The organism is Fuchsiella alkaliacetigena (genome assembly GCF_023227765.1).
Classification (GTDB): domain Bacteria; phylum Bacillota; class Halanaerobiia; order Halobacteroidales; family Acetohalobiaceae; genus Fuchsiella; species Fuchsiella alkaliacetigena.
The window spans coordinates 1-22,708 of sequence record NZ_JALKBZ010000041.1; the positions used below are offsets into that span (position 1 = coordinate 1).

Annotated in this window: 20 protein-coding genes and 1 pseudogene; 17 read left to right on the plus strand and 4 right to left on the minus strand. The window is 30.7% G+C overall.

The features are described from left to right. Positions 1–194 precede the first annotated feature (194 nt). Positions 195–440 carry a ComEA family DNA-binding protein gene (locus tag MWH30_RS10690; protein ID WP_248664076.1) on the plus strand — a complete coding sequence of 82 codons (246 nt, stop codon included), beginning with the start codon at positions 195–197 and terminating at the stop codon, positions 438–440. On the opposite strand, the gene MWH30_RS10695 is transcribed toward MWH30_RS10690, so the two are convergent. Further along, positions 437–682 carry an AbrB/MazE/SpoVT family DNA-binding domain-containing protein gene (locus tag MWH30_RS10695; RefSeq protein WP_248664077.1) on the minus strand — a complete coding sequence of 82 codons (246 nt, stop codon included), beginning with the start codon at positions 680–682 and terminating at the stop codon, positions 437–439. The genes MWH30_RS10690 and MWH30_RS10695 overlap by 4 nt on opposite strands. Before the next feature lie 506 nt (positions 683–1,188). On the opposite strand from MWH30_RS10695, the gene MWH30_RS10700 reads away from it, so the two are divergent. The 10 genes from MWH30_RS10700 to MWH30_RS10745 all read left to right on the plus strand — a co-directional run bounded on the left by MWH30_RS10700 (position 1,189) and on the right by MWH30_RS10745 (position 11,291). After that, complete coding sequence (locus tag MWH30_RS10700; protein ID WP_248664078.1) at positions 1,189–1,788, plus strand: hypothetical protein; 600 nt, start codon at positions 1,189–1,191, stop codon at positions 1,786–1,788. Positions 1,789–2,024: 236 nt separating this feature from the next. Further along, positions 2,025–3,242 carry a PDDEXK-like family protein gene (locus MWH30_RS10705; RefSeq protein WP_248664079.1) on the plus strand — a complete coding sequence of 406 codons (1,218 nt, stop codon included), beginning with the start codon at positions 2,025–2,027 and terminating at the stop codon, positions 3,240–3,242. A gap of 512 nt (positions 3,243–3,754) precedes the next feature. Next, complete coding sequence (locus MWH30_RS10710; protein ID WP_248664080.1) at positions 3,755–4,483, plus strand: hypothetical protein; 729 nt, start codon at positions 3,755–3,757, stop codon at positions 4,481–4,483. A 26-nt stretch (positions 4,484–4,509) separates the two neighbouring features. Continuing rightward, the gene (locus MWH30_RS10715) at positions 4,510–5,826 is read left to right on the plus strand and encodes a hypothetical protein (protein WP_248664081.1); all 1,317 of its coding nucleotides are present in this window, start codon (positions 4,510–4,512) and stop codon (positions 5,824–5,826) included. A 42-nt stretch (positions 5,827–5,868) separates the two neighbouring features. After that, positions 5,869–7,977, plus strand: a complete 2,109-nt coding sequence (locus tag MWH30_RS10720) for a hypothetical protein (protein WP_248664082.1) — start codon at positions 5,869–5,871, stop codon at positions 7,975–7,977. A 20-nt stretch (positions 7,978–7,997) separates the two neighbouring features. Beyond that, on the plus strand, positions 7,998–8,681 hold the full coding sequence (locus MWH30_RS10725) for a hypothetical protein (RefSeq protein ID WP_248664083.1): 684 nt from the start codon (positions 7,998–8,000) through the stop codon (positions 8,679–8,681). 30 nt (positions 8,682–8,711) lie between these two features. Then, complete coding sequence (locus MWH30_RS10730) at positions 8,712–9,179, plus strand: hypothetical protein (protein ID WP_248664084.1); 468 nt, start codon at positions 8,712–8,714, stop codon at positions 9,177–9,179. Positions 9,180–9,357: 178 nt separating this feature from the next. Next, positions 9,358–10,350: a helix-turn-helix transcriptional regulator gene (locus MWH30_RS10735; protein ID WP_248664085.1), complete on the plus strand. Its 993-nt coding sequence runs from the start codon at positions 9,358–9,360 to the stop codon at positions 10,348–10,350. A gap of 226 nt (positions 10,351–10,576) precedes the next feature. Beyond that, positions 10,577–10,921 (plus strand): nucleotidyltransferase domain-containing protein, encoded by a 345-nt coding sequence (locus MWH30_RS10740; protein ID WP_248664086.1) that lies wholly within the window; start codon positions 10,577–10,579, stop codon positions 10,919–10,921. Next, complete coding sequence (locus MWH30_RS10745) at positions 10,911–11,291, plus strand: HEPN domain-containing protein (protein ID WP_248664087.1); 381 nt, start codon at positions 10,911–10,913, stop codon at positions 11,289–11,291. Before MWH30_RS10740 ends, MWH30_RS10745 begins: the two co-directional genes overlap by 11 nt. 1,641 nt (positions 11,292–12,932) lie before the next feature. Here the strand turns inward: MWH30_RS10745 and MWH30_RS10750 are convergent. Beyond that, positions 12,933–13,355: a helix-turn-helix domain-containing protein gene (locus MWH30_RS10750; protein ID WP_248664088.1), complete on the minus strand. Its 423-nt coding sequence runs from the start codon at positions 13,353–13,355 to the stop codon at positions 12,933–12,935. A 175-nt stretch (positions 13,356–13,530) separates the two neighbouring features. Between MWH30_RS10750 and MWH30_RS10755 the strand changes: the two genes are divergently transcribed. The 6 genes and pseudogenes from MWH30_RS10755 to MWH30_RS10780 all read left to right on the plus strand — a co-directional run. Continuing rightward, on the plus strand, positions 13,531–13,767 hold the full coding sequence (locus MWH30_RS10755) for a helix-turn-helix transcriptional regulator (protein ID WP_248664089.1): 237 nt from the start codon (positions 13,531–13,533) through the stop codon (positions 13,765–13,767). Positions 13,768–14,082: 315 nt separating this feature from the next. Then, complete coding sequence (locus MWH30_RS10760; RefSeq protein WP_248664090.1) at positions 14,083–14,637, plus strand: hypothetical protein; 555 nt, start codon at positions 14,083–14,085, stop codon at positions 14,635–14,637. A gap of 152 nt (positions 14,638–14,789) precedes the next feature. After that, the gene (locus MWH30_RS10765) at positions 14,790–15,407 is read left to right on the plus strand and encodes a putative outer membrane beta-barrel protein (RefSeq protein WP_248664091.1); all 618 of its coding nucleotides are present in this window, start codon (positions 14,790–14,792) and stop codon (positions 15,405–15,407) included. Between the two features lie 483 nt (positions 15,408–15,890). Then, positions 15,891–16,445 carry a transglutaminase domain-containing protein gene (locus MWH30_RS10770; protein WP_248664092.1) on the plus strand — a complete coding sequence of 185 codons (555 nt, stop codon included), beginning with the start codon at positions 15,891–15,893 and terminating at the stop codon, positions 16,443–16,445. A gap of 438 nt (positions 16,446–16,883) precedes the next feature. After that, positions 16,884–17,411 (plus strand): hypothetical protein, encoded by a 528-nt coding sequence (locus MWH30_RS10775; RefSeq protein WP_248664093.1) that lies wholly within the window; start codon positions 16,884–16,886, stop codon positions 17,409–17,411. Positions 17,412–18,278: 867 nt separating this feature from the next. Further along, a pseudogene (locus MWH30_RS10780) lies at positions 18,279–19,103 on the plus strand (HAD-IC family P-type ATPase); the annotation flags it as partial. A gap of 98 nt (positions 19,104–19,201) precedes the next feature. Here MWH30_RS10780 and MWH30_RS10785 read toward each other — a convergent pair. Both MWH30_RS10785 and MWH30_RS10790 read right to left on the minus strand, forming a co-directional pair. Further along, positions 19,202–19,447 carry a hypothetical protein gene (locus tag MWH30_RS10785; protein ID WP_248664094.1) on the minus strand — a complete coding sequence of 82 codons (246 nt, stop codon included), beginning with the start codon at positions 19,445–19,447 and terminating at the stop codon, positions 19,202–19,204. Between the two features lie 364 nt (positions 19,448–19,811). Next, a complete protein-coding gene (locus MWH30_RS10790) occupies positions 19,812–22,109 on the minus strand; it encodes an ATP-binding protein (RefSeq protein ID WP_248664095.1) in 2,298 nt (765 codons plus the stop codon). Positions 22,110–22,708 lie beyond the last annotated feature (599 nt).

The following is a 22,708-nucleotide window of genomic DNA, read 5'->3' on the forward strand; positions in this document are numbered from 1 at the left end:
AAGGAATTCCTATAGAACAAGTTTACGACACTTTAGACCTTGATGGAAATAAGTTACAATTAGTTGCATAGAAAGAGTTAGAAAATGATTTTATTAATCTAACTTTAGTAAAAAGACTACTAAGTGAAAATTACTTAACTCGAGCTGATATAGACGAAGAAATCAATATAGTCTATGTAGCTCTAACTAGAGCTGTGGGGGTATTAGAATTAAATGATAAGTTAAGAGAATATATAGAAGGAAAGGGTAGTGCTGATCTTAATACTGTTAGTGCCGAAGAACTTAGGAAAGTAAAGGGGATTGGCAAGAAGACCTCTGAAAGAATTATTAGTTACAGAGAAGAAGAGGGCCCTTTTAAGGAGATTGAAGACTTAAAAGAGATCCCTGGGATTGGAAAAGCAGTTATAGATAGAGTTAACCAGCTCTTTATAGCAAACTAATCTATTTCTTTGAGTGTATTTATACAGCTTAAGCAGACTGTTTCATTTTTATAATCAATCACATTATTTGTATTGCCACAAAAAACACATGAGGGACTATACTTTTTAAATACAACTTCGTCTTCATTAACTAAGATCTCCATAGGATCTCCAACTTCTATGTCGAAGTTATTTCTTACTTCCTTGGGGATAGTTACTCTACCAAGGTTATCTATTTTACGGACAATTCCTACTGATTTCAATTGTTTTCACTCCCCTTTTTATTTCTTTGTTTTTTAAGTTTTTTCTGCTAAGAAGTCCAGCATTTTCCTATGCTTTTTTATTCTATTCTCGCTTTCTTTCAAATCTCCTTTAAAATCTTACTTTTAGCTTTTAAGCTTTGATTAATATAAATATTGATAAATTTAAAGTGTGTAATGCTAAAGGTGATAAATATTTCAAAAAGTAGTGCAAAGCTTACAGGATTCAATTCGCTCTCAAAGCTTGGTAGCTCGTTATGATGTAAGGCAATTTGCTCCATAGGCTCAGATTGGCAGAATTAAGATTCATCTCAATTGTTTTAAATTATAAAATTATGGATTAGATTGGTGTATATGAATATTAAATAAAAAAAGCTTTAAAATTTGCAGGAATATATTAACTTATGTAGAATAACTTACTTATGTGGTTTTTAGATTAAATGTTATGTTGGTTTATATTATAAAACATTTAGATTGTTAACTATCGATTTTAGGAAGGGGTATTTAAAATGTCAATTTATTTAGTTACCTATAGGCCTTTATGTTATGACTCTAAAGGAAGACAAGCTATTGAGCTTTATAATCAAAAAAAGTTTGTAGATCACTCTAATAGAAGAGAGCCTGAGTTAGAATCTGAATATCCGTCCATTTCTTCATTATGTCGAGCAGATAAATTCGCTCCTAGATTAAAAGAAGATGATAGAGTTATTTACTTAACAGTGAAAGGGAAACATTTAAGTATTAATGAACCTCATTGGTGTTTAGTTGCTATTTTAAGGGTAATAAAAAAATGCAAGAATCACGAAGAGGGTGCTGAATGGTATAGGTCAAAAGGACTAGAGATACCATCTAATTGTATTGTAGATGGAAATGAGGCATTAGATAATAAATTTACTGCATTATCTTGTAGTACTGATGAAACTTATAGAGAAAGAGCAAATGATTATCCAGCATATTTAATTTGTGAGCCAGAATATTTAGAGCTTAGTCTTCCGCCTGCTATATTTAGAGATGATTTGGTAGAAATATTTGGTTCAGTGCCATCTACTGAAAACCCTTCAACCATAGAGAGGTCTCAATTTGAAAAATTAAAAGAGTTTGCAAAGTGAATTAAAACTCACCTGTTAAGTAAATATAAAATTTTCTATTAAAAAATAAGTAAATAAGGTTTTAAAGAGAAATTTTAGGTTATTTTAGAAACTACCAATTTATCTGAATCGAAGGCTTCTAAATACTGTCGAGAAAAAGGGATCCATCTTGAAAAACTAAATTATTGGATAAAACAGTGTCAAAATGCTAATAACACTAAATTTTAAGAGCCATTTTGAACAAGAGGAGGTAATAAATGATGAAAGAAGTTGACTTATTAAATAGTTTTATTACTAATAATAAAGAACTAGAGTTGTTAGAAGCAAAATTAAATAAATTTAATCCATTTAAAATTTTACAGATAGAAGGTTATGAACTTAAGCATTCTAATATATTATTTTGGCTTTTAGATCCAAAAGAAAATCATGGTTTAAGAGATGAATTTTTAAAAAGAATGGTTTGTGATGTTTTACATTCTAATGAGGAAATAAAGACTGATGTGAAATTACAGGATATTTATCTAGAAGATTTAAATGATTCATGTTATGTTAATAGGGAATATAGTGTTAATTTAACTTCTTCCATTGGCTATATAGATATATTAATAAGATTAGAGAAACTGAAAGTTATTATTTTGATTGAAAATAAAATATATGCTAAGGAAAAAAAAGGGAAATTAGAAGGTTATTTGAATGCCGTTCAAAAAGAGTATAGTGATTATGAGATATTACCTATATTTTTATCATTAACTGAAGAAGAACCAAGTATATCAAATAAGTACTTTAGTTATAGTTATAAAAATATAATAGATTTATTAAAGTTATTAATTGATTTATATAAAGATGGATTAAGCGATAGAATAGTTAATTTTATAAAATATTATATAAATACTTTGGAGGGATTAACAATGAGTAATGAGGAAGTCATTAATCTGTGTAAAAGAATATATCAAAAGCATAAAAAAGCAATAGATTTAATAATAGAATATGGTCCAGCTTTAGAATTTGATTGTGTATTTGAAGAGTTTGAAAGTAATACTGAAGATAAAATAAAATTACATTCTAAACGACCGTTTAAAGATGAAATATATTATTGGTTTACAAATAGTATGATTAGAGATGAAGTCCCAGAAATTGCTGATGACTGGGAAACTCCTTATCCTATTGCGTATGGTTTTAAGTTTGATTTAAATAATAATAGACTAAAATTAATATTAGAAGTAGGTACATTTTTAGAACAAGAGAAAAGATTAGAGTTTATTAAACATATAGATAAACATGGAGAAAAAGTTAAACTTAGGGCAGACGCTTTTAAAATAAAATCAAAACATTCAAAAATATTTACTGAATATCAAAACTTTAATGACTGGGATGATCAAGAGTTATTATTGAAAAGAATGAAAAAATTATATGAGGATATATTTGAGGAAATACATAAAGACTTAAATCAAATTATAACTTCTTTTAATTTTTAAGAGTATGAAAATATTTATGATTTTAAAAATTAAATCAGATTGATATATTGATAAAAAATTGCATTTAGTAGAATTGTAAAATAGTTGAAATATTTGATATTAGAATTAAAAAAATAATAAATAAATTTTACTTAGTATAGAAACTGCAAGTTTTTAGGACATTTAGCCTAAAAACTTGCAGTTTTTTATTTGCCGGACAATATATGTCCGGAGCGATTGTTATAATTATAGTAGATTAGAAAGGATTTAAATTAAAAAGAAAACGAGGGGGGGAATAAATATGTCAACTAAAACTTACACTTACAAATGTCCAAAAGCAACTTGTCAGTATATTGAAATGCGCGGAAGAATCTGTAGGATTAGGTGTCCTAAATGTAATAAAATTATGCACAAGCAAGACTAAGAATGCTATATAGTAATCATTTTTAGTAGATCTATTTATTAAAGAGAGGGAATTTGCAACTCAAATTGGCATAAACTTTTAAGCTGAGGTTATAAAAGGGAGGGTTTTTATGGAAAGAGAAGAGTATGAGAAATGGGTAGACTATGTTATTGAAAACTGGGGGCCTCCTAGATCTATATTATCAAAAGATAGCTATGGTAATTGGTTAAAAGAATTAATCTTAGTTAGATTTTTAATTTCTTTGAAAAAATATCAGCCAGCTTTTAAATTAAGCAAGGATATCTTAAGTAGAGAACTTGATTGTAAACATGAAGTTGATAATACCGACCAATGTTTAAAGTGTATAGAGCACGAGGCTTGGGCTAAAGAAGATTTAGGTACTTTATATTGGAAGGTAGAAAACGATGCAGAGCAAGGATTAGAGTATGCTAATCAAGCTCTAGAATTATTAGAATTAATACCCTTCGGTGAAGAATCTCTGTTTATAGTCAGGGGAGAGTTTTTTAAGCGAAAGCTGGAGTTATTAAAAGTTTCTGGGAAAGAAAAGCAAGCCGTTAAGGAGGCAGATCAAAAGGTAGAGTATATGCAAGCAAAGATGCCTGAAGTTGAAAAAAATAGCTATATATTTTATTCGTATTTATTCAAAGCAGAGCTTGCCGAGTCTAAAGAAGATTATCAGCAAGCATTTAATAAGTTAAAAGAAGCCTTCAATCAGTGTGGAATGCTTACTAAATGCGATGAAAGTCCTGAAGAGGTTTTGAAAAATAATAAAGGTAACTATAAAAAGGCTTATAAAAGACTGCTTGGTGAAACTACTCCTCGAGTCTGGGAAATTTAATCTTATAGCTTTTGGAGGGAATAAAAGTGGAGCTTAGGGAGAGATTAGTTAAGATTATTGAAGAATTAAATAAGGGATTATTAAAGAGAAAGGAGGCTATCAGCTTAGGATTGTTAACTATTCTGCTGGGCGAAAACTATTTATTAGTGGGCCCAGCAGAAACAGTTAAGAATGAAATTGCTAACAGATTAATACAAGTGTTTGCTAAGAAAAACTATTTTAATTATTATTTAAGTAGTTTTACCCAAAAAGGAGACTTGAAATATCCTAAAGAGGCTATCAACAACCCATCTGAAATAAGAGTAGTTTTTTTAGGAGGACTATCTAGAGTTAACACTTCAGTTCTAGACTTACTATTAAAAGTAAGTAATAGGATAAATGCTACTTCTATTATTGGAAGTACGGAAACTATAGCAACCGATAATAAGGGATTAATATCTTTATATAATAACTTTTTAACTAAAGTTGTAGTAGATCATATTGATAATAACTCTTTAGAAGAGTTAATTGAAACAAGTCAAGACTTTAAAGGGGTAGATCCTAACTTGAAATTTAAAGTAGAGGAGCTGGATAATATCTTAACAGAGATAGAAAAGGTAAAGTTACCTCAAAGCATAATCTCCGCTTTAGTTAAAATAAAGAAAGAGATAGAAAAGTCAGACCTAGTTAGAGAAAAGATTAGTGAGCATAGATTTAAAAGAATAACTAGACTATTAAAAGCTTCAGCTTATAGCAACGGTAGAAAAGAAGTTAATATTTTGGACTTATTATTGCTAAATTACTGTTTAATATCTGAATCCGAAAGGATTAATGAAATAAATAAAATAGTTTTAAATAATTTATTAGTGGTTCCAGACTCCAAATTAACTGAACTGGAAGCAGTTTATGAAGACTTCTATTTAGAAATGAATAGTCGCTTTAGAATTGAAGAGGAGAATAAATTTCAAACTAAACTACCAAAGCACAAGCAAGATAAGCAGGGTAGATATATCTACCGCTACGGTGGCTACGGAGATACTATAACTCATTCTAAAAGCCAAAAAGAACATCCTCAAAACCCATACTATAAGGCGGTTTATGAGCAGACTGACTCTGTTAAGAAAAATAAGGGTAAAGAGCAACTATTATTCGAGAAACTTCAAGAGAGTAGAGAACTCTATCAAAAAGCAGTTAAAAATAAAGAATTAATTGAAAATGAACTTAGCACTCATTTATGGATTGATAGTAAGCGCTTTAAAGATTGGAAGCAAAAAAACCATGAAAATATAAATAGGCTAGAAAAGTTAAAGGAAAACTTGGCAGAGCTATCTAGTCACGTAAAGCAGTTGGCTAAAATTAATTAAGACGATAGAAAAGCTAAACTGAAAGGCAGGGATGGGGATAAAATGAAGAAGTCTTGTTTTATTTTTTTAATAACCTTTATCACCATCAATTTAATTTGCTTAGGAACAGTTAAATCAGCAGAAGTAAATGAATATGTAGTTGGCCGAGGTCAAGCAGTATTAGGTAGCGGAATTACCCTAGAAAAAGCTGAGGAAATTGCTTTATCTATGGCTAAAAGAGAAGCGATAGAAAGCTTTGGAGTCTATGTTAAAAGTGAACAGATAGTAAAAAACTATCAGTTAGTTGAAGATAAAATAACCACTATTTCGGCTGGCATAGTAGAGCTAAAGCCTGATAGCAAAGAAGTAAATACAGTTATGAGCGGAGATATAATAAAGGTGAAAGTCGAAGCAACCTTTATCATCAATCGAAAAGAATTTGAAAGAAGGCTTAATCAGTATCTTGATAATAGAGATTCCGGGGATATAAACCAGCTAATTGAGAAAATCAATCAGCTAGAAAAGAAGATAGCTGAGCATTCTCAAGACGATGAAGCTAGTCTAGAAGAAGTAGAAAGTTCTTTGGTTGAAATAAAAGAATCATATCAAAAATTAGACGATGCTTTTTACTTTCCAGGACAAAGAATCGTTACAGATATTCAAGACCAGCGCATAGCCAGACTAAAAAAAGTAAGAGAATATCTAGAAGAACTAAAGACAGTAGCTAACCCTTATCAGTTCTTTAGCTTTGAAATCGAAGAAGAGATAGAAGTCGAAGTCAAAGGATTAGGAAAAGTAGAAATAACTATTCCTAAAACTACTACTTTAAGTCGCAGTTATTATCAAAGAGCTAGGGATATTTTAGGAGAATATCAAGAATATATTTATGAACCAGTTGATTTAGATGAGCTAGATACTTCGCAAGAAAATCCGTTAAATGATAGATTAGAGGAAATTAATAAGAAGGCCTTAGGTAAAAGCAAGGTGATTAAAGCTCCGCTTTTAATAGCTTTTTTAAATAAAGATGACGAAGTAATAGCTTTTTATAGAAGTGAGCAAGATAGATATTTTAATTTTTATATTCATGAAGAATCGACAGCCAAACATTATGTCCCAGTATCTTTAACTGATTTTGATATCCATTGGTTTTATGCTACCGATAGTGGGCTTGTAAAGATCCAAAAGCAGTGGAAGGGCCAATTGCCGGAAGAAATAATCAGTGAAGTAGAGAGTATTAGACCTATTTTTAGTAAATATGAAATAGCAGAATTAAAAACTGAGTATGATTATAAAGCCCATGAAGAGCTATCCTTTATTCATTCATCCCTGCCTGTTAGACTTTCAGAAATAAAGCTTAAACAAAGAGATATTGTAGAAGTTATCAATAAACAAATAGATAATATAGAAGCCAAAATTGCTAAATTAGAAGGTGATGTAGAGTTAGAAGGTGGTTATGAACATGGAGACTTGGCAGGCATCTATAATTATAGAGAAAATGATCAAGCAGAACAAACAGGTAAAGAAGATATAAAAGAGGCAGACAAAAGATCATTAAGAATAAGCTATTCACCACTTTCGCTTACCGGGAAGGCTAATGAAGATTTAGCCTTAGCTTATACTGACTATCAGGATCTATCTCAAGGCTATATGATAAGTGTCTCCTTAGCTAGAGAGGAGTTTTTAACAGAGCTAATAGAGGGGCTTTTATTCATTAGGCCTAATGAATTTACTTTAAACTACTATAAGCTTAATGAGTATATTAAAGGTTATGGTTTAAATATAGGCTATTTAAGTGAGTTTGATAATATAGGATTTGATCTATTAGAGGATAATTTTACTTTATATTATGGATTGGGCGGAGGATTGAATTACTTTATACAGGAAAGTGAAAACGATGAAACATTAGCAAAAATAAATAGGACTGATGACTATATAAGAGCTTGGGGATTTAATTTAGCTACTAAGTTAGGCTTAAAATTTAGATTAAGTGATTGGATTATTTTTAGTGAGTTAAATGTAAATAAGTTATCAATATCAGACTGGTATTATCGAGAAAGTAGTATTAGTGATTCGCGAGGTGATAGTGTAGAAGTTTCAGAAAAATATCTTCCTTATCCGGATGTTTCTATAGATAATCCTATTTGGAGATTTGGAGTTGAAATGGAATTTTAAAATAAAGAGGGGGAATTAAGATGAAAGTGAAGAGAAAAATATTAAGGATTTTAGTTTTAACTTTGTTGATTTCTTTAGTAGGTTCAGTAGTTACCTTAGCTTCGGAAAGAGAATATATTTATAATTATAGTGGCTATATTCAACTTGATGATGAAGATTTAAAAATATCAGATATTATAGTAGGTAGCGATGAAATTGAAGCAGTAAAAGAGATTTATAGAGATTGGTTGATAGAAAGTTATGGTGAAGAAAATTTAGAAAGAGCTATTAGGGAATACGATAGTATTAGCCGTAAAGATTATAAAAGGAACTATCTACGACATGTTTTCAGCAATCAGGATTATGAGCAGAGATTTTACGGTGACTATTTAAACTATGTGCTTGTGGATTATGATACCGATGAGATTATCAGCTTTAGTATCTCATTTTTTAATCGTGATGAGGAACCTGATATGCCTAAATTTAAAACTAATAGAGGTATAACTCGTAACTCAACAGTCCAGGAAATTTTTGATGCTTATGGTACTAGAGGAGTAGTTTATATAACTCATGTTGATTATAATCCCCAAAATAGCGTAGTAGTTAAGTACAAAGGTAGAACTGATTCCGGAGAAGAGGTAAAGTTTAGATTTATTGCCTGGTATCTTAAAGGAGATGATTTTACAGAGGCTACAGTTAATAATATTAAGTTAAAATTATTATAACAAGGTTAGAAGTAATAGAGGGGGGATAGTATGAGTGAGATAATAGATATTAAAAAAGTAAGAATTAGCAAAATAATTAATAAAAAGATAACTGTAAATAATTTAGATGATTGGTTTAGAGTATTAAATGTTCTGGTAGCTAATAATGAAGATATTATTATTCATCCTCTCCCTTCTATTGATGAAAGTAAAAGCTTTTTAATTTTACATTATCTACACTGGTTAGATGAAGATGACTTAATTGATTTTGATATTTCATCTTATTATTCGAAAAAAGAATTTTTTGATAATTATCACTGTAGTTATAGAGTTATTTTGATTATAGAAACTGATCAGAAAGATAGTAGAGGAAATTATATAGAAATTAAACTAGAGCAACTAAATAGCTATTATGATAATTTAAATGGCGAAGTAATTGTATTTGAATATAACACTCATAATAATAGATTATTCTATGAGCTTGATAAGAAAACTTTTGAATTTTTACAGAACTATTAGGCACGCTAAATTGCATGAATTGTTTTTTAAATATAGGCCTCGAAAATATATAAAGCTGTTAAGGAAGTTTTCAGAAAATAGCTTTAACCTACATAAAGGAAATTATATAGCAAATAGAGAATTAATTACAGGAGTGGGTAAAATGAGATAGGGACTAACTAGGAGAGGTGGGAGAGAAATGACTAAGTTTTATTCTTTATCTAAATCCTCACGTATCTTAAATATTTTTGAGAGATTAAATCAAGGGGCAGTAATTAAAACGTCTGTTGAAGCTAAGAAATTCAATGTACATGAAAGAACTATTCGCCGATATATTAAAGATATTAAAGAGTATTTTGCAGAATTTTATTCTAGTGAAATTTCTGTAAAAGTATCTTATTGTGCAAGTAAAGGAGTTCATTTTTTAGAAAGAGAGGATGAGAAATGGCTGACAAATCAAGAGATTTTAGTTTTAACTAAGATTTTATTAGAAAGTAGGGCTTTTACTGACGAGGAGTTGAATAAACTTTTGGATAAGTTAATTTTGCAGTCAGCTCCGGAAGAAGAGAAACATATTAAAGAAATAATTGCTAATGAAAAGCATCATTATAATCCAGTTCAACATAGAAAAAGTCTTTTAGAGATAATTTGGGATTTGAGCAAGGCAATTAGAGAAAATACGATTACTGAGCTTGATTATAGAAAAGCTAATAGTGAAAAGAGTATTAAAAGACGAATTAAACCGGTAGGTATTATGTTTTCGGAGTTTTATTTTTATTTAACGGCTTACTTGTGCAAGTATGATTATGAGTATCCTACTATTTATCGTTTAGATCGTATTGAAGACTATCATATTAGCAAAGAAAAGTTTCATATCCCTTATGTAGAACGCTTTGAAGATGGTGAGTTCAGAAAGCGGGTGCAGTTTATGTTTTCGGGAAAGTTGATGAGGTTAAAGTTTGCTTATTCAGGGCCCTCAGTAGAAGCAGTATTAGATAGACTGCCTACAGCTAAAGTTACTAAAAAAAGGGAAGGTCGTTATATTATAGAAGCCGAAGTCTATGGTCAAGAGGGAGTTAAGATGTGGCTTTTAAGTCAGGGCCAGCATATAGAGGTGCTGGAACCAGAGGATTTTCGTGAACAGATGGAGTCAACGGTTGTTGAAATGTTAGAAAACTATAGCAAGGATTAAAATAAGAATTATGATAGAGATGATATATCTAAGATTGACTGAAAATTTAAATAGTCAATTCATTTCCGCTTTTATTCAAGGATGAGGCTTTATTGATTAAATTCGGTAAGAAGTAAAACTTGTGTATAATAGAGTAACGACAACAAATCCTATAGTTGAGTTTTGGAAGTTGATGGTATATAATATTAATTAAGAATATGTTAAGTTTAAAGAAAGGGGTAAAGCTATGAAGGCTACGAAAAGTAAAGAAATTACCCAAGAAGAGATATATGAGATAGTTAAAAAGTTAGCTGAAACTTACGAACCGGAAACCGAATTAATATATCTATTTGGCTCTTATGCTTGGGGTGATCCTAATCAAAATAGCGATTTAGATTTAATGATCATAGTTAATAACTCTGATTTAAAAAAGCATAAAAGATCTGTCAAAGCATATGAAGTTTTATGGGATTTGGATATATCAGTGGATGTTTTAGTTTATACAAAAGAAGAGTACAAACAACTTTTAAATGATGAATATAGTTTTTGTAGTCATATTGTTAAAGAAGGAGAGAAAATATATGAGTCGTAGCATTAAAATATGGATGAAAAAAGCTGAAAATGATCTTAAATCTGCTAAAGGTCTTTTGAATTTAGATTTATTTGATACTTCAGTTTATCATGCTCAACAATGTGCTGAGAAGGCATTAAAAGCTTTTATAATTTATAAAACTAAGAGCTTTAGTAAAACTCACGATTTGACAAAATTAATTAAAGTATGCAATGATATAGATAATGAATTTTATCAGTTTAAAGAGCATGCTAAGGAACTGACACCTTATGCAGTAGAGTACAGATATCCAGGCGATCACTTAATGCCAGAAAAAGAAGAAGTAGAAGAAGCTATAGAATTGGCTGAGGAGATATTTGTATTTACAAAAAGCAAGCTTGAGATTGATTAGAAGTTATAGATTTTTAATTATAGATATTGTTAATTGCTAACTAACTGCTTATATAAATGATTTAAGCATCTGAGAGGGTGTTTTTTCTTTTTAAATATTTGTGATAGAGATAGATGGAAAATTACTCTTAGAATTTTCACTTGTACATTTTCGAATGGCTATCCTATATATTTCTAGTTTACCATAAACACTTTTATAAAGAGGGTGGTAGAAAAATAATTATAATGTAAATTTATGTTATTGTTGAAAGGGGTTTGCAAACAAAAAATGGGGGGATTAGACCCCCGATTAGACCCCAAAATAGGCGGGGGTGTAGTAGGATAGTTGGCGCTTACACCTGCCTATTTGGGGGTCTATCTTACTACCTATCTTACTACCTATCTTACTACCTATCTTACTACCTATCTTACCCTCTATCTTACCACCTATTTTACCACCTACTCCATTATTTAATTATCATAACTTAAAAAAATAAAGGAATGGCCTTAAGCCTAGTTATAACAAGAGGAGAGCCAATGTAAAAATAACGAGAAAAAAGTTTAACTGGTAAGGTTGCACGTAAGATCGGTGGTAAGATTGCACATAAGATTGCACGTAAGATAAGGGGTAAGCTTGATAGTAAGAAGGATGGTAAGAAGGGTGGTAAGAAGGGTGGTAAGGCGACCTTACCCGCTATCTTACCACCCTTCTTACGTGCAGTCTTACCATAGACCTTACCACTTGTTTTATTTTTTATAATTTATTTTGTTAAATAAATATTACTTTTAAAAAGTTTAGAAATAGTAATTATTTACTTAGCTGGTCAAATAATGATCTAGGCTATGTATGCATTTTAATCTTTAATTATTATGAATTCTTAATTGTGATGAAGTAAAATTTGTTTAAATTAATATGAATTTGGATGTAAATTTTTGAGTTATTAGCTTTTAAATTTTAGTCGGTAATTCATTGCTGAGTAGTTCACTAGGTGAATAGATTTTCATTTGTAAACAATCTATAATGATTGAATTGACAACAAAAACAGCTATTTTAATTAAAGAATTGTATACAAAACTTGTTTACATCTTTAATTGGTTATAATAATAGGCTTTCTTTAAATTAGGAATTTACAATGTTTACAAAAAATCAAAAGTTAGTTCAAATAGAAGGTTTGAAATGCTTTTTTGTAAACACACTACAATTTCTATTGTGGCAAGGGATATAAGGATTTAATGATTAAAAAATGTAAACAAAATAAAGGCAAATTGTTTACACGTCTGAGTGCTTGTAATGCCAGGCTTTATTTAGATTCATAATTTAAAATGTTTACAAATCACCGTAAAATTAGTTTAGATAGGAAGCTTAAAACGCTTTTTTGTAAACATACTACAATTCCTGTTGTAGCAAGACGTATGAGGGTTTAATAATCAAAAAATGTAAACATAATAGATCCAAATTGTTTACACTCATAAGTACCTGGTATAATAGGGATAATAGTACATTCAAAATGGTATTGTTTACAATTAGTGATTTTATAAAATCATAGTCTTTTCTTATCTAAAATTTAGGGGTAAGGATTTGTTTTTGATTAATATTGTTTCATCCTTATAAAATTTTCTAAACTTTAAGGTGAGTTCCCTTTCTTTTAACAAGATTGACTACTTATTCTAAATTAGATAAGCTATTACTCTCAGTATCGCCTTCCTTGACAGCCTTGAAAACTCTAACCGCAGTTGCTAAATCCTTGTTGCTGGCTTCTCTAGCTTCTCTTAAAAAAGCGTGGAAGTCTTTTTTAGGTAACAGTTCTAAAAGAAATTCTTGCTCTTCGGGGGATAGATGTTTTTTGATCTCTTTTGGAATTCTGACTTCTTGCTCAGGATTTTTAACGTCAGTACGGCCAAGGAGGTAATCAACAGATACTTCAAAAAAATCAGCTAATTCCTTTATTAAATCCATATCTGGTTTTCTATAATCGTTTTCATAATTAGAAAAACTTGTTCGGCCTCTATTAAATTTATTTGACATTTCTCTTAATGTTAGGCCTTTTTCTTTCCTTAACTTCTTTAACCTTTTTCCAAAGCTCATTCATTTACCTCCTCTACATAAATATTATACACTAGAATAGGAAAAAGTCTATATAAGTTCAAAAAAAGTGACAAAAAAGTCCCGCAAACTGAATAAAGCACTTGACAGTCCGTTTTGCGTGTACTATAATACTAAGTGAAAAGTCACGATAATTGGATAAAAGGGGGTAGTAATATTGAGAAGAGTCAACAGAAAACTTAAAGCTACTAGAAAAGAGCATGGGGTTACACAAGAAGATATGGCTGAGGTTTTAGGAATAAGTACTTCAAGCTATTGTGATAAAGAGAACGGTTTAAGTGAGTTTAAACAAAGTGAGATAGATAATATTTTAGATTTATTTTCTGTTGAGTATGAAAAAATTTTTTGCAAGAATAGTCACGCAAACAGGACAAAAAACCAAAAACCAGCTTGAAAGGAGGGTAAGCAAAATAAGAAGCTATGATGTGCTTTATGCTTTTAAATTTGGTAAGATAGTTTATTGTTTAGGCTAATTCTAAAGTTCTAGCTTTTGAAAAAAAGAGCTAGATATAAATCTGAAAATGCGAAAATTAATTAGTATCAAAATAAAACTCAACTTGTTTTAGATTCAAAAACTGAAGCTATTAAAATTTATAAATAGAAACATATAATTATAATTAAGCTTTAAATAGTGGTAGTATTGGTATGAAAATTCTTGTAGTGCTATTGTTTTTAAATATAAAAGTTGAAAGAGAGGAGAGCTTTTAAAATGAAAAAGATAATGGTTGCTTTGTTGGTTTTGACTTTAGTAGTTGGTACTATTGGTGCAGGAGTTGCCTTTGCTGAAACTGGAACTTTTGAAGATGAAGATGGAGAGTTAAGAGATGATGTTGAAGTAGGAGATATAGAAGATGGAGAAATTCTATTATACAATGAAAAATACGAGTATCATTATGCTAGACCTGTAGATGAAGTAATACAAGAAGAGTATGAAGAAGATAAAGTTGACCCTTTTATGCAAGGAGCATATAGCCTTTTCTTGCCGGGGTTAGGTATGTTTGGATTAGATAATGATAGAGCAGTTAAACATTTAGGAGTAGGTATAGGTGGTGCAATTGCTACTGGTGTGGTAGCATCACAAAGCGATAATAACGCTGTTAGATTAGGTGCTAATGTCGCTTATTTTGCGGTAGGTGCTTATAGTGCGCGAGCTACTTATCGCGAAGGTGTTGAGTATAATGAAAGACTTTTGGAAGAGATTGAAAATACTTATTTATCCTTTAATAGCGAAGGATTTAAAGTAACTTATAATTATAAGTTTTAAATAGATATTATCAATAGCATTGCAAGAATTTATTTTAACTTAAAATCAAATATATTAATAATGATAGTTAGTTCTCATTTTTTATATAAGAACTGAAACTTTCAATTTTAGAAGCTCAATATTTAAAAATAAAACAACAGGAGTGATTACAGTTGAAAAATAAATTTTTAATTATGGTTCTAGTGGTTTTGATGCTGTCTTTAGTAGGTTCAATCGGATTTGCCAATGAAAATGTTGAAGAGAATCAAGAAGAATTATTTGGTTTTGGAGAAGAAATACCCGATTACAGTGCATACGCAGGCATTAGTTATGATATGTTATTAGAACTCAGCCAATATAATGATAATAATGGTTTTGGGGTTTATGCTGGTGGAAGAAAATGGATTAACGATGATGTAGCTATTGGGATCGAAGGCGAATTTATCACAGCAAATTCCGAGTTCAATCATTCAGATTTTCCAACAGAAGGAGTTAATATTTTTAGTGTAGGAGGGTTAGCTACATATGAAGTATCAAAAGGAATATATGCAATTGGTGGTATTGCACCTTATTTTGCTACATTTGATGATGGTGAAGAAACATACACCGAAAATACTATTGGGCTAAAGATTGGTGCTGAAGCTAATTTTGCTTTAACAGAGGAACTTAATACTGTTGCTAGAGCAATTTATAGAGGTGCCGAAGTTGATTTAGATGTAGGAAATGCTAAGTTCTCAGATATAGATATTGGTGGTGCTCAATTAGCTATAGGAATTACTCGTGGATTTTAAGTTTTAAAAATAATATATAGGATTCTATTACAAAAAGGCTAGAAACTCTTATAAATTAAATATTTTAACTGGTTTTTTGAGAGTTAAGTCTAATGATTTTTGAGGCTCCCAATTAAATTAGACAGATAGTTTAGTGGTTTTATTCTTGTTTTCGTATTTTACTGGAGGCTTATTATAAATATTAGTAGAAATAAAAGAGGTCAGTCACTAAATTGGCTGGTCTTTTTTTTCAATATTTTTGCTTTAGCATTAATTTTAACTGCAAAATCACCAAAGCACTTTTATAGAGCAGTTAGAAGAAATTTAAAGAAGGCTTTTAAGAAAAGAATTGAGGAGCTTGAATTCAGCTATGAAATTAGTTATTATCAAATTGATAATGAAACAGTAGCTAAGGTAATAGAAGACTTTAAAAATAATTACGATGATTATTATCGACAAACAGTCCGTAGCTGGAGTTGTCAGCTTTCTGGAGATGCTGAGGAAGTGACAGTAAACATTAAATTAAATCACGGTTCAACTAGAAAGCAGGATAAGTATGTTTTTAAAGAAGTATCAAAAATTATTAAGAAAACAGTGAGACCATATATGTCCGAGCACTATAAATTAAAAGCAGTACATAGCTATATAGTAGAAAATGTAGTATATGATCATCAAAGAGAAAAGTGGACAGCCTATGATGCCTTAAAAGAAGGAAAAACAGTTTGTGATGGTTATTCCCAATTAACTTATCTTTGTTTAGATAAATTAGGTATCAAGAATAAAATCATACTAGGAAAAACAGATGAAAATATTCAAGGTCATAACTCCGGTGAGAACCACGCCTGGAATATGGTCAAGATAGCAGGAAATTGGTATCATCTTGATGTAACTTGGAACTCCTGTATTTACCATAGAGGAGGCTCTAGATATAAATACTATAACTTATCAGATCAGGAGATTAGCTCAGACCATAGCTGGGACTTAGATAAATATCCTACTGCTAAGAGAAAATATCTAAAGTACCCGTTAGTAAAAAGAGAAAGTATTGCATTAATATAAAAGCTGTGACGCTCCCTATTGTTAGCATAACACACTAGTGTTAACTAATTCTTTGCTCAACATCAATAGGGGGCATTACAATAGTTCCTTTTAATAATAATGAAAATCTTCAGCCATTACCTTTGCTACGGATCTTTATTGACCAACTAATAATTTTAGGCAGGTTCAAAAAGGCTCTAAGCCCTTCAGATGTTTTCACTAGCTAAATCTATACTTATATTGTTGATAGTGAGCTTGAAAACGCTATGAAAAATTTTAGGAAATCTTAAACGAAATAAAGGAAAATAGTTGCTAAATATAGTAATTATTAATCAAGGTTATTATTGGATTAATTGTACATTGTCGGTAGTTGTCGATCAATGAAAAATATCATTGAGGAGGGATAAAATATTCAAAAGGAAGACATATCAAAAAAATAACACAACAGGAGGGATAAAATTGATTAAAAATAAGAATTACATAGTTGTTAGTGTGTTAGTTTTTTTGTTTTTAACAGCATCTACTTTATCTCAAGAGGCTTGGGCAAACAATAAAGTTTTATTAGAAGAAGGAACTACAGTTAAGCTAGAGACAGTTGAGGAACTAAATTCAGATAATATTTCATCTTTTTATTTAAGTTCGGGAAATCAAGTAAGGTTTAGAGTAATTGAAGATGTTGAGGTTGATGATAATGTAGTTATAGAAGCTGGTGAGATTGCTTTTGGCGATATAGTAAATGTTGAGTCAACTAGCAATCCATTAAGGATTGGAGGATTAAATATAAAAGTTAAGAGTGTTGAGTCTGTAGATGGAACTAAAATTAATTTAACAGGTGGAGAATTAATAGAAAGTCGAGTTCGTAAAAGACGTATACCTTTGACATCTTTTCCCCCATTATTATTATTGACGTCAAGTGATGCGACAATACCAGAAAATACTGGAATTAAAGCTGAAGTTATAGGAATAAATAAAATTAATATAGATTAATAATTAGAATCTTTGAGATTAATTTTTAAGTAAATGATTTAAAAGGGCTAAGTATTTTAAAAATATTTAGCCCTCTTTTTTTCAAATACAGTTGGAATATTTGTTAAAGCACGATAAAGCGAAGTAATATATTGGCTAATATCAGTTAATTTTAAGAAGGAGTAAGGGTTAACGTCCCTGAGTTATATGAAGTCATCAGCTGGTTTTATAAAGCTAGTACTCTTCCTTTAACCATTTAGAACAATCTCCATAAATTTGTTCAACTGTAATATCTTCCATAAATCCAAATTCATCTTTAAATCGTTCTTCAACATTATCGCATGGATAAATAATAAATAAAGAGGTTTCACTATTATTAAATGCTAACGCTTCTCTTAAAAGATTGCTAACCTCATAATCCCCTTCTGGTAAAGAATATCCAACAATAAAAATCCGAGATGCTTTCGAAATTGCTTAATAAGCCATATACCAAATATTTTTTATAAAAAGATGTTTATAACTCGATCCTTTTTGAGACAATGGTGGTATAAAAAACGGGTCGTAATAGTAATTTGGGGATTCGGGGATCCCATGAGCTTGTGTCATATTATCAATTGGTTTTATATCTTTTATTCCTTTAAAACTCATATTCTGCATAACTAATTTTTCCAATTGAATAATAAAGAGTTTCGCTTAATTATCTACTGGTTAAATAAGGTGGAAAGTGTTATTCCCAAACTATTCAAAACCAATATTTGTTTATGCGGAATATGGGATTTCAAAAGTTTTTTTGGCATATAGTTGCTTATAAATTGCAAAGTTGGGTATAATAAAATTAATTGAATGGAGTAGTTCTAAAAATGACTTATATAAGGTTGTTGTTATGATATGACAGGAGATGGTGTAAATGATGCGCCGGCTATCAAAGAGGCTGATATTGGGATTGCTATGGGGGAAACCGGTACTGATGTAACTAAGGAAGCTTCTGCTTTAGTTTTAGCCGATGATAACTTTCAGACTATAGTAGCGGCAGTAGAAGAAGGAAGAACTATTTACGATAATATTCGCAAATTTATTCGTTATCTTCTATCTTGCAATATCGGTGAGATTTTGACTATGTTTTTAGCTTTTCTCTTTACTTTACCACTACCGTTGATTCCGATTCAGATTTTGTGGATTAATCTGGTTACTGATGGATTGCCTGCTTTGGCTTTAGGGATGGAGGATGGAGCAGAAGATGTGATGTATAGACCGCCTCGTGATCCGGAAGAGAGTGTCTTTGCTGATGGGCTTAAAGTTAGAATTGCTAGTCAGGGGATACTAATTGGCTTGAGTACTATTTTTGTTTTTGCATTGAGTTATCAGGCTACTGGAGGGCTTTTGATTAGGGCCCGCACCATAGCCTTCACTAACTTAGTTATGGCCCAGCTATTTTTCGTTTTTGGTTGTCGTTCTGAGCGAAAGAGCATCTTTACAATGAATCCTTTTTCCAATCATTATCTATTAATTGCAGTTGCTATTTCCTTTATAATGCAGTTAGCTGTACTTTATTTATCACCACTAGCTAATTTATTTGAAACAGTTCCTTTAGTATGGGAGGAGTGGACTTTAATTTTGATTACAGCTGGTAGTGCTACTCTTTTAGTGGAATTTTTTGAAGGAGTAATTACTATTATCAGCAAAAGTGTGAGTTTAATTGGGATAAGAAAGTAAGTTTTATCTAAAATCAGCAAAGAAAACTTCAGTCAATACGAGGTTAGTATCTTTAGCTGTAAATATTTCATTTAGATAATTGTGAAGAATATAAGCTTCTAATCTACTTTTCTAGCTGCTTTGATAACGAGCATTCGCCAAACTCTGAACAAGATTTGGTCATTCCAATCAAACTTTTTTCCTAATAAACGCTGGACTTTAAGGCCAAAGCCAAAATCAAATAGATTATAAGTATCTTTATTCTTTATTTTTTGATTTATTTTCTTCAATTTTCTTTTTGGCAAGTTTTCAGCTAAGTAATCAATAGCTTCTTCGATCTCTTCTTCTTGAATAGAGCTTAGCATAAGTTAATCACCTACTAACTTTTAAAATATAACATAGGTCCTGTTCCTAAGTAGAGCAGGGCCCTATGCTATCGCCTATAGTTATATTGACCCTAAATTTTCAAATAGAGTAGAGATAGATTAACTTATTTAAGTTTCAAATTTGTTTTTATAATATTCAGAATTTTTTGGATTATATAAATTCTCGCAACTTTAAGAGTCAGCTTGCAGATAATAAACTTTTCAATACTCCAAGGTGCTTTACTACTTTTATATTAACATAAGTTATATTACTTGCAGATGAGGTATATCATTAATATATCTATATTTAGCAATCAACATTAATTTGGAGTAAAAGCGTATTCTTCTTAACTAAATTTTAAGTCTAATTTTTTAAATCTTGCTTTAATCTTTCTATTTGGAGTGGGAAAGAATTGAACTTTTTCTTTAAACTATCTAAGTCAAAGTTTTCAGCATCCTTTTTTAATTCCTGAGCATACTGAATAAGCTCAGTTGCCCGATGTTTTTGAGCCAGTTCTAATAAGCTTTGAGCAAATTCCTCTACATCATTGATTACAAAAACTTTTTTTAATTCTTTATACCTTTGGCTAAACTCTTTTTCTAAACTTTGAATTAAAGCTTGAGGATCAATTATTTCTTCTTTTTCTTTAATTTCTTCAACTTTAGATTCTACTAAAGAATAATTTAGATATTGAGTTAATTCAGCATATAATTTCTGCTCCTCAATAGGTTTAGTTAAAAAGCCTTCAAAGCCACTTGCTTTTACTTTGCTCTTCTCTTCTTGAGTAGCATAAGCGGTTAAGGCTATTATCGGCATTTCTAAATCCTTATCTCTGATTAATTCGTGAGCTTGATAGCCATCCACTTCAGGCATTTTAATATCCATCAGTATTAGTTCAGGGTTAAATTCAAGTGCTTTTTCTACTCCCTCCTGTCCCGAAGCAGCTTCTATTACTTCTAACCCCTTATTCTCCAGCTTGATTTTTAATAATTCTCGATTAGATTCAACATCATCTACTATTAATATCTTCTGTAAGTCAAATTTAATTGATTGCAGGGAAGGCTTATCCGCTAATTCAACTTTTTTAACTACCTTTAAACCATCAAATCTTAATTCAAAGGTACTTCCCTGCCCTTTATTACTTTCTAAACTTATCTCTCCTCCCATTAACTTTGTCAACTTACGTACAATCGCTAAACCTAGCCCGGTTCCACCGTACTCTCCTCTATTATGTCCGTAATGCTGAGTAAAGCTACTAAAAACCTTTTTCTGTTCCTCTTTAGCAATTCCTATTCCCGTATCCTCTACTTTAACTACTAGATCCAATGTCTCTTCGGAATGTTTTCTTTCAGTCTCAGCTATTACTTTTACATAACCTTCTTTAGTAAACTTAATAGCATTACCAATTAAATTTACTAAAATCTGTCGAAAACGAGTTTCATCAAACTCTATATGAGTTACTGTTGTTTTATATTCAATAATCAAATTTAAACCTTTTTGTTCAGCTTCATTTAAAAAAATCTGCTCCATTTCCTGAAAAATCGCTTGTAAACTCATTACTTCGAACTCTAATTCTAATAATCCAGCCTCTATCTTGGAAAGGTCGAGTATATCATTAATTAAACTTAGTAAACTTTGGGCAGCAGTCTGAATTGAATCTAGATAGCTTTTTTGTTGAGGATTTTCAACTCTATTTTCCAAAATTTCACTAAAGCCAATCACTGCGTTAAGCGGTGTCCGAATTTCGTGACTCATATTAGCTAAAAACTTTGATTTAGCACGGTTAGCTTTCTCGGCTTTTTCTTTAGCTGCTACTAAGTCTTTTTCTAATTCTTTGCGTTCAGTGATATCTCTAACATAGCCATGCCATAGAACACTTCCATCTGGTTGTTTTTCCGGCCTAGCAATCCCTTCTAACCAGCGCAGTCCTTTTTCAGGTAAGTCAACTCTATGCTCATTATGCCAAACTTCCATTGAGTCTTTAGATTCCAAAATAGAAGATATCAATCTATCGTAATCATCTGCATGTATTCGCGAATATATCAAGGAAGCATCATCTTTAACTTCTTCTGGAGTTACTTCATAAACCTCATAAATTCCCTGAGAAGCAAAAGGGAAGCAGGACTCGCCATTCGGGAAGTACTGATATTGATAAAGAGCACCTGGTACCTGTTCAGTTAACTTTTCCAATAATTTCTTAGCTTCTTTTAATCTTTTTTCTGTTTTTTTCTGTTCGGTGATATCCCTTAACTGTTCTACTATCTGTACTACATTTCCGTTTTTATCAAGAATGGGAGTACTACGACAGTCTAGATAGATATCCCATTCCGGAATATACCTTTCTATATTTGCTAATTTTTTGGTTTTTAGAGCTTTCTCGGTTGCACATAATTGACAGGGACTATCTTTATCTAAGAGTTGATAACATTTTTTCCCTTTAACTTCCTGCGGGGTCATACCTAAGAGTTCATATCCAGCCTTATTATAACGTTCTATAGTGTGGTCTGGCTTCTGTATAGCCAAAATATCGGAAACTCCATCAATAACACCTTCTAAGAGATTTTTTTGCTCCTTTAATTCTGCTTGGGCTTGTTTTAGTTCTCTTTGCTTTTTTCTTAAACTATCCACAACATAACCTATCGTTATCGCAATAAAGAACATTATAAATACTCCCATCAGGTAATTAGGACTATATAAAGTACCATAGTAGTTATAAAAAGCAGATCCCATTATAATGATACTTCCGATAACAGAGACTATTCCTTTTTTTAACCCTTTAGTAGCTGAAACAGTACTGACTAATATTAAGGTTAAAGTTCCGATAACAAAAGGTGGAGCTATAGGTAAAAAACCTATTGAAAATGCACTAATAATAATAATTAAATAAAGGCTATATTGATTTAAGAGCTTATATATCATTAACTTTCACCACCTGAATAATATTAATTTCATTCCTTACAAAACAAAAAAACCTTAAATTCATTAAAAAATATTTAGAATTTAAGGATGGCTCCATCATATAGGCTATTCTTCTTTGCTTTAGTTAAAAAAAGAAGGCGGACTTCTGGTCCGCCTTAAATATAATTGGAAGAAATATTAATGAATAAAACCTAAGTTAAAGAGACTTAACAAATTAATTATATCAGATATTTAGAAGCAGGTAAAGACGAACAAGAAGATAAACCAGGGCAATCGCAAGAAAGAACTCTAAAATAGATTTAATTTCTTCCCTTTAAGATGCTATAATTAAAAGCAAAAAG

Bases quoted from the DNA above. Each gene is read 5' to 3' on its own strand.
- MWH30_RS10700 (WP_248664078.1), top strand. From the start codon at position 1,189: ATGTCAATTTATTTAGTTACCTATAGGCCTTTATGTTATGACTCTAAA.
- MWH30_RS10705 (WP_248664079.1), top strand. From the start codon at position 2,025: ATGATGAAAGAAGTTGACTTATTAAATAGTTTTATTACTAATAATAAA.
- MWH30_RS10710 (WP_248664080.1), top strand. From the start codon at position 3,755: ATGGAAAGAGAAGAGTATGAGAAATGGGTAGACTATGTTATTGAAAAC.
- MWH30_RS10720 (WP_248664082.1), top strand. From the start codon at position 5,869: ATGAAGAAGTCTTGTTTTATTTTTTTAATAACCTTTATCACCATCAAT.
- MWH30_RS10725 (WP_248664083.1), top strand. From the start codon at position 7,998: ATGAAAGTGAAGAGAAAAATATTAAGGATTTTAGTTTTAACTTTGTTG.
- MWH30_RS10730 (WP_248664084.1), top strand. From the start codon at position 8,712: ATGAGTGAGATAATAGATATTAAAAAAGTAAGAATTAGCAAAATAATT.
- MWH30_RS10735 (WP_248664085.1), top strand. From the start codon at position 9,358: ATGACTAAGTTTTATTCTTTATCTAAATCCTCACGTATCTTAAATATT.
- MWH30_RS10740 (WP_248664086.1), top strand. From the start codon at position 10,577: ATGAAGGCTACGAAAAGTAAAGAAATTACCCAAGAAGAGATATATGAG.
- MWH30_RS10745 (WP_248664087.1), top strand. From the start codon at position 10,911: ATGAGTCGTAGCATTAAAATATGGATGAAAAAAGCTGAAAATGATCTT.
- MWH30_RS10750 (WP_248664088.1), bottom strand. From the start codon at position 13,355: ATGAGCTTTGGAAAAAGGTTAAAGAAGTTAAGGAAAGAAAAAGGCCTA.
- MWH30_RS10760 (WP_248664090.1), top strand. From the start codon at position 14,083: ATGAAAAAGATAATGGTTGCTTTGTTGGTTTTGACTTTAGTAGTTGGT.
- MWH30_RS10785 (WP_248664094.1), bottom strand. From the start codon at position 19,447: ATGCTAAGCTCTATTCAAGAAGAAGAGATCGAAGAAGCTATTGATTAC.
- MWH30_RS10790 (WP_248664095.1), bottom strand. From the start codon at position 22,109: ATGTTCTTTATTGCGATAACGATAGGTTATGTTGTGGATAGTTTAAGA.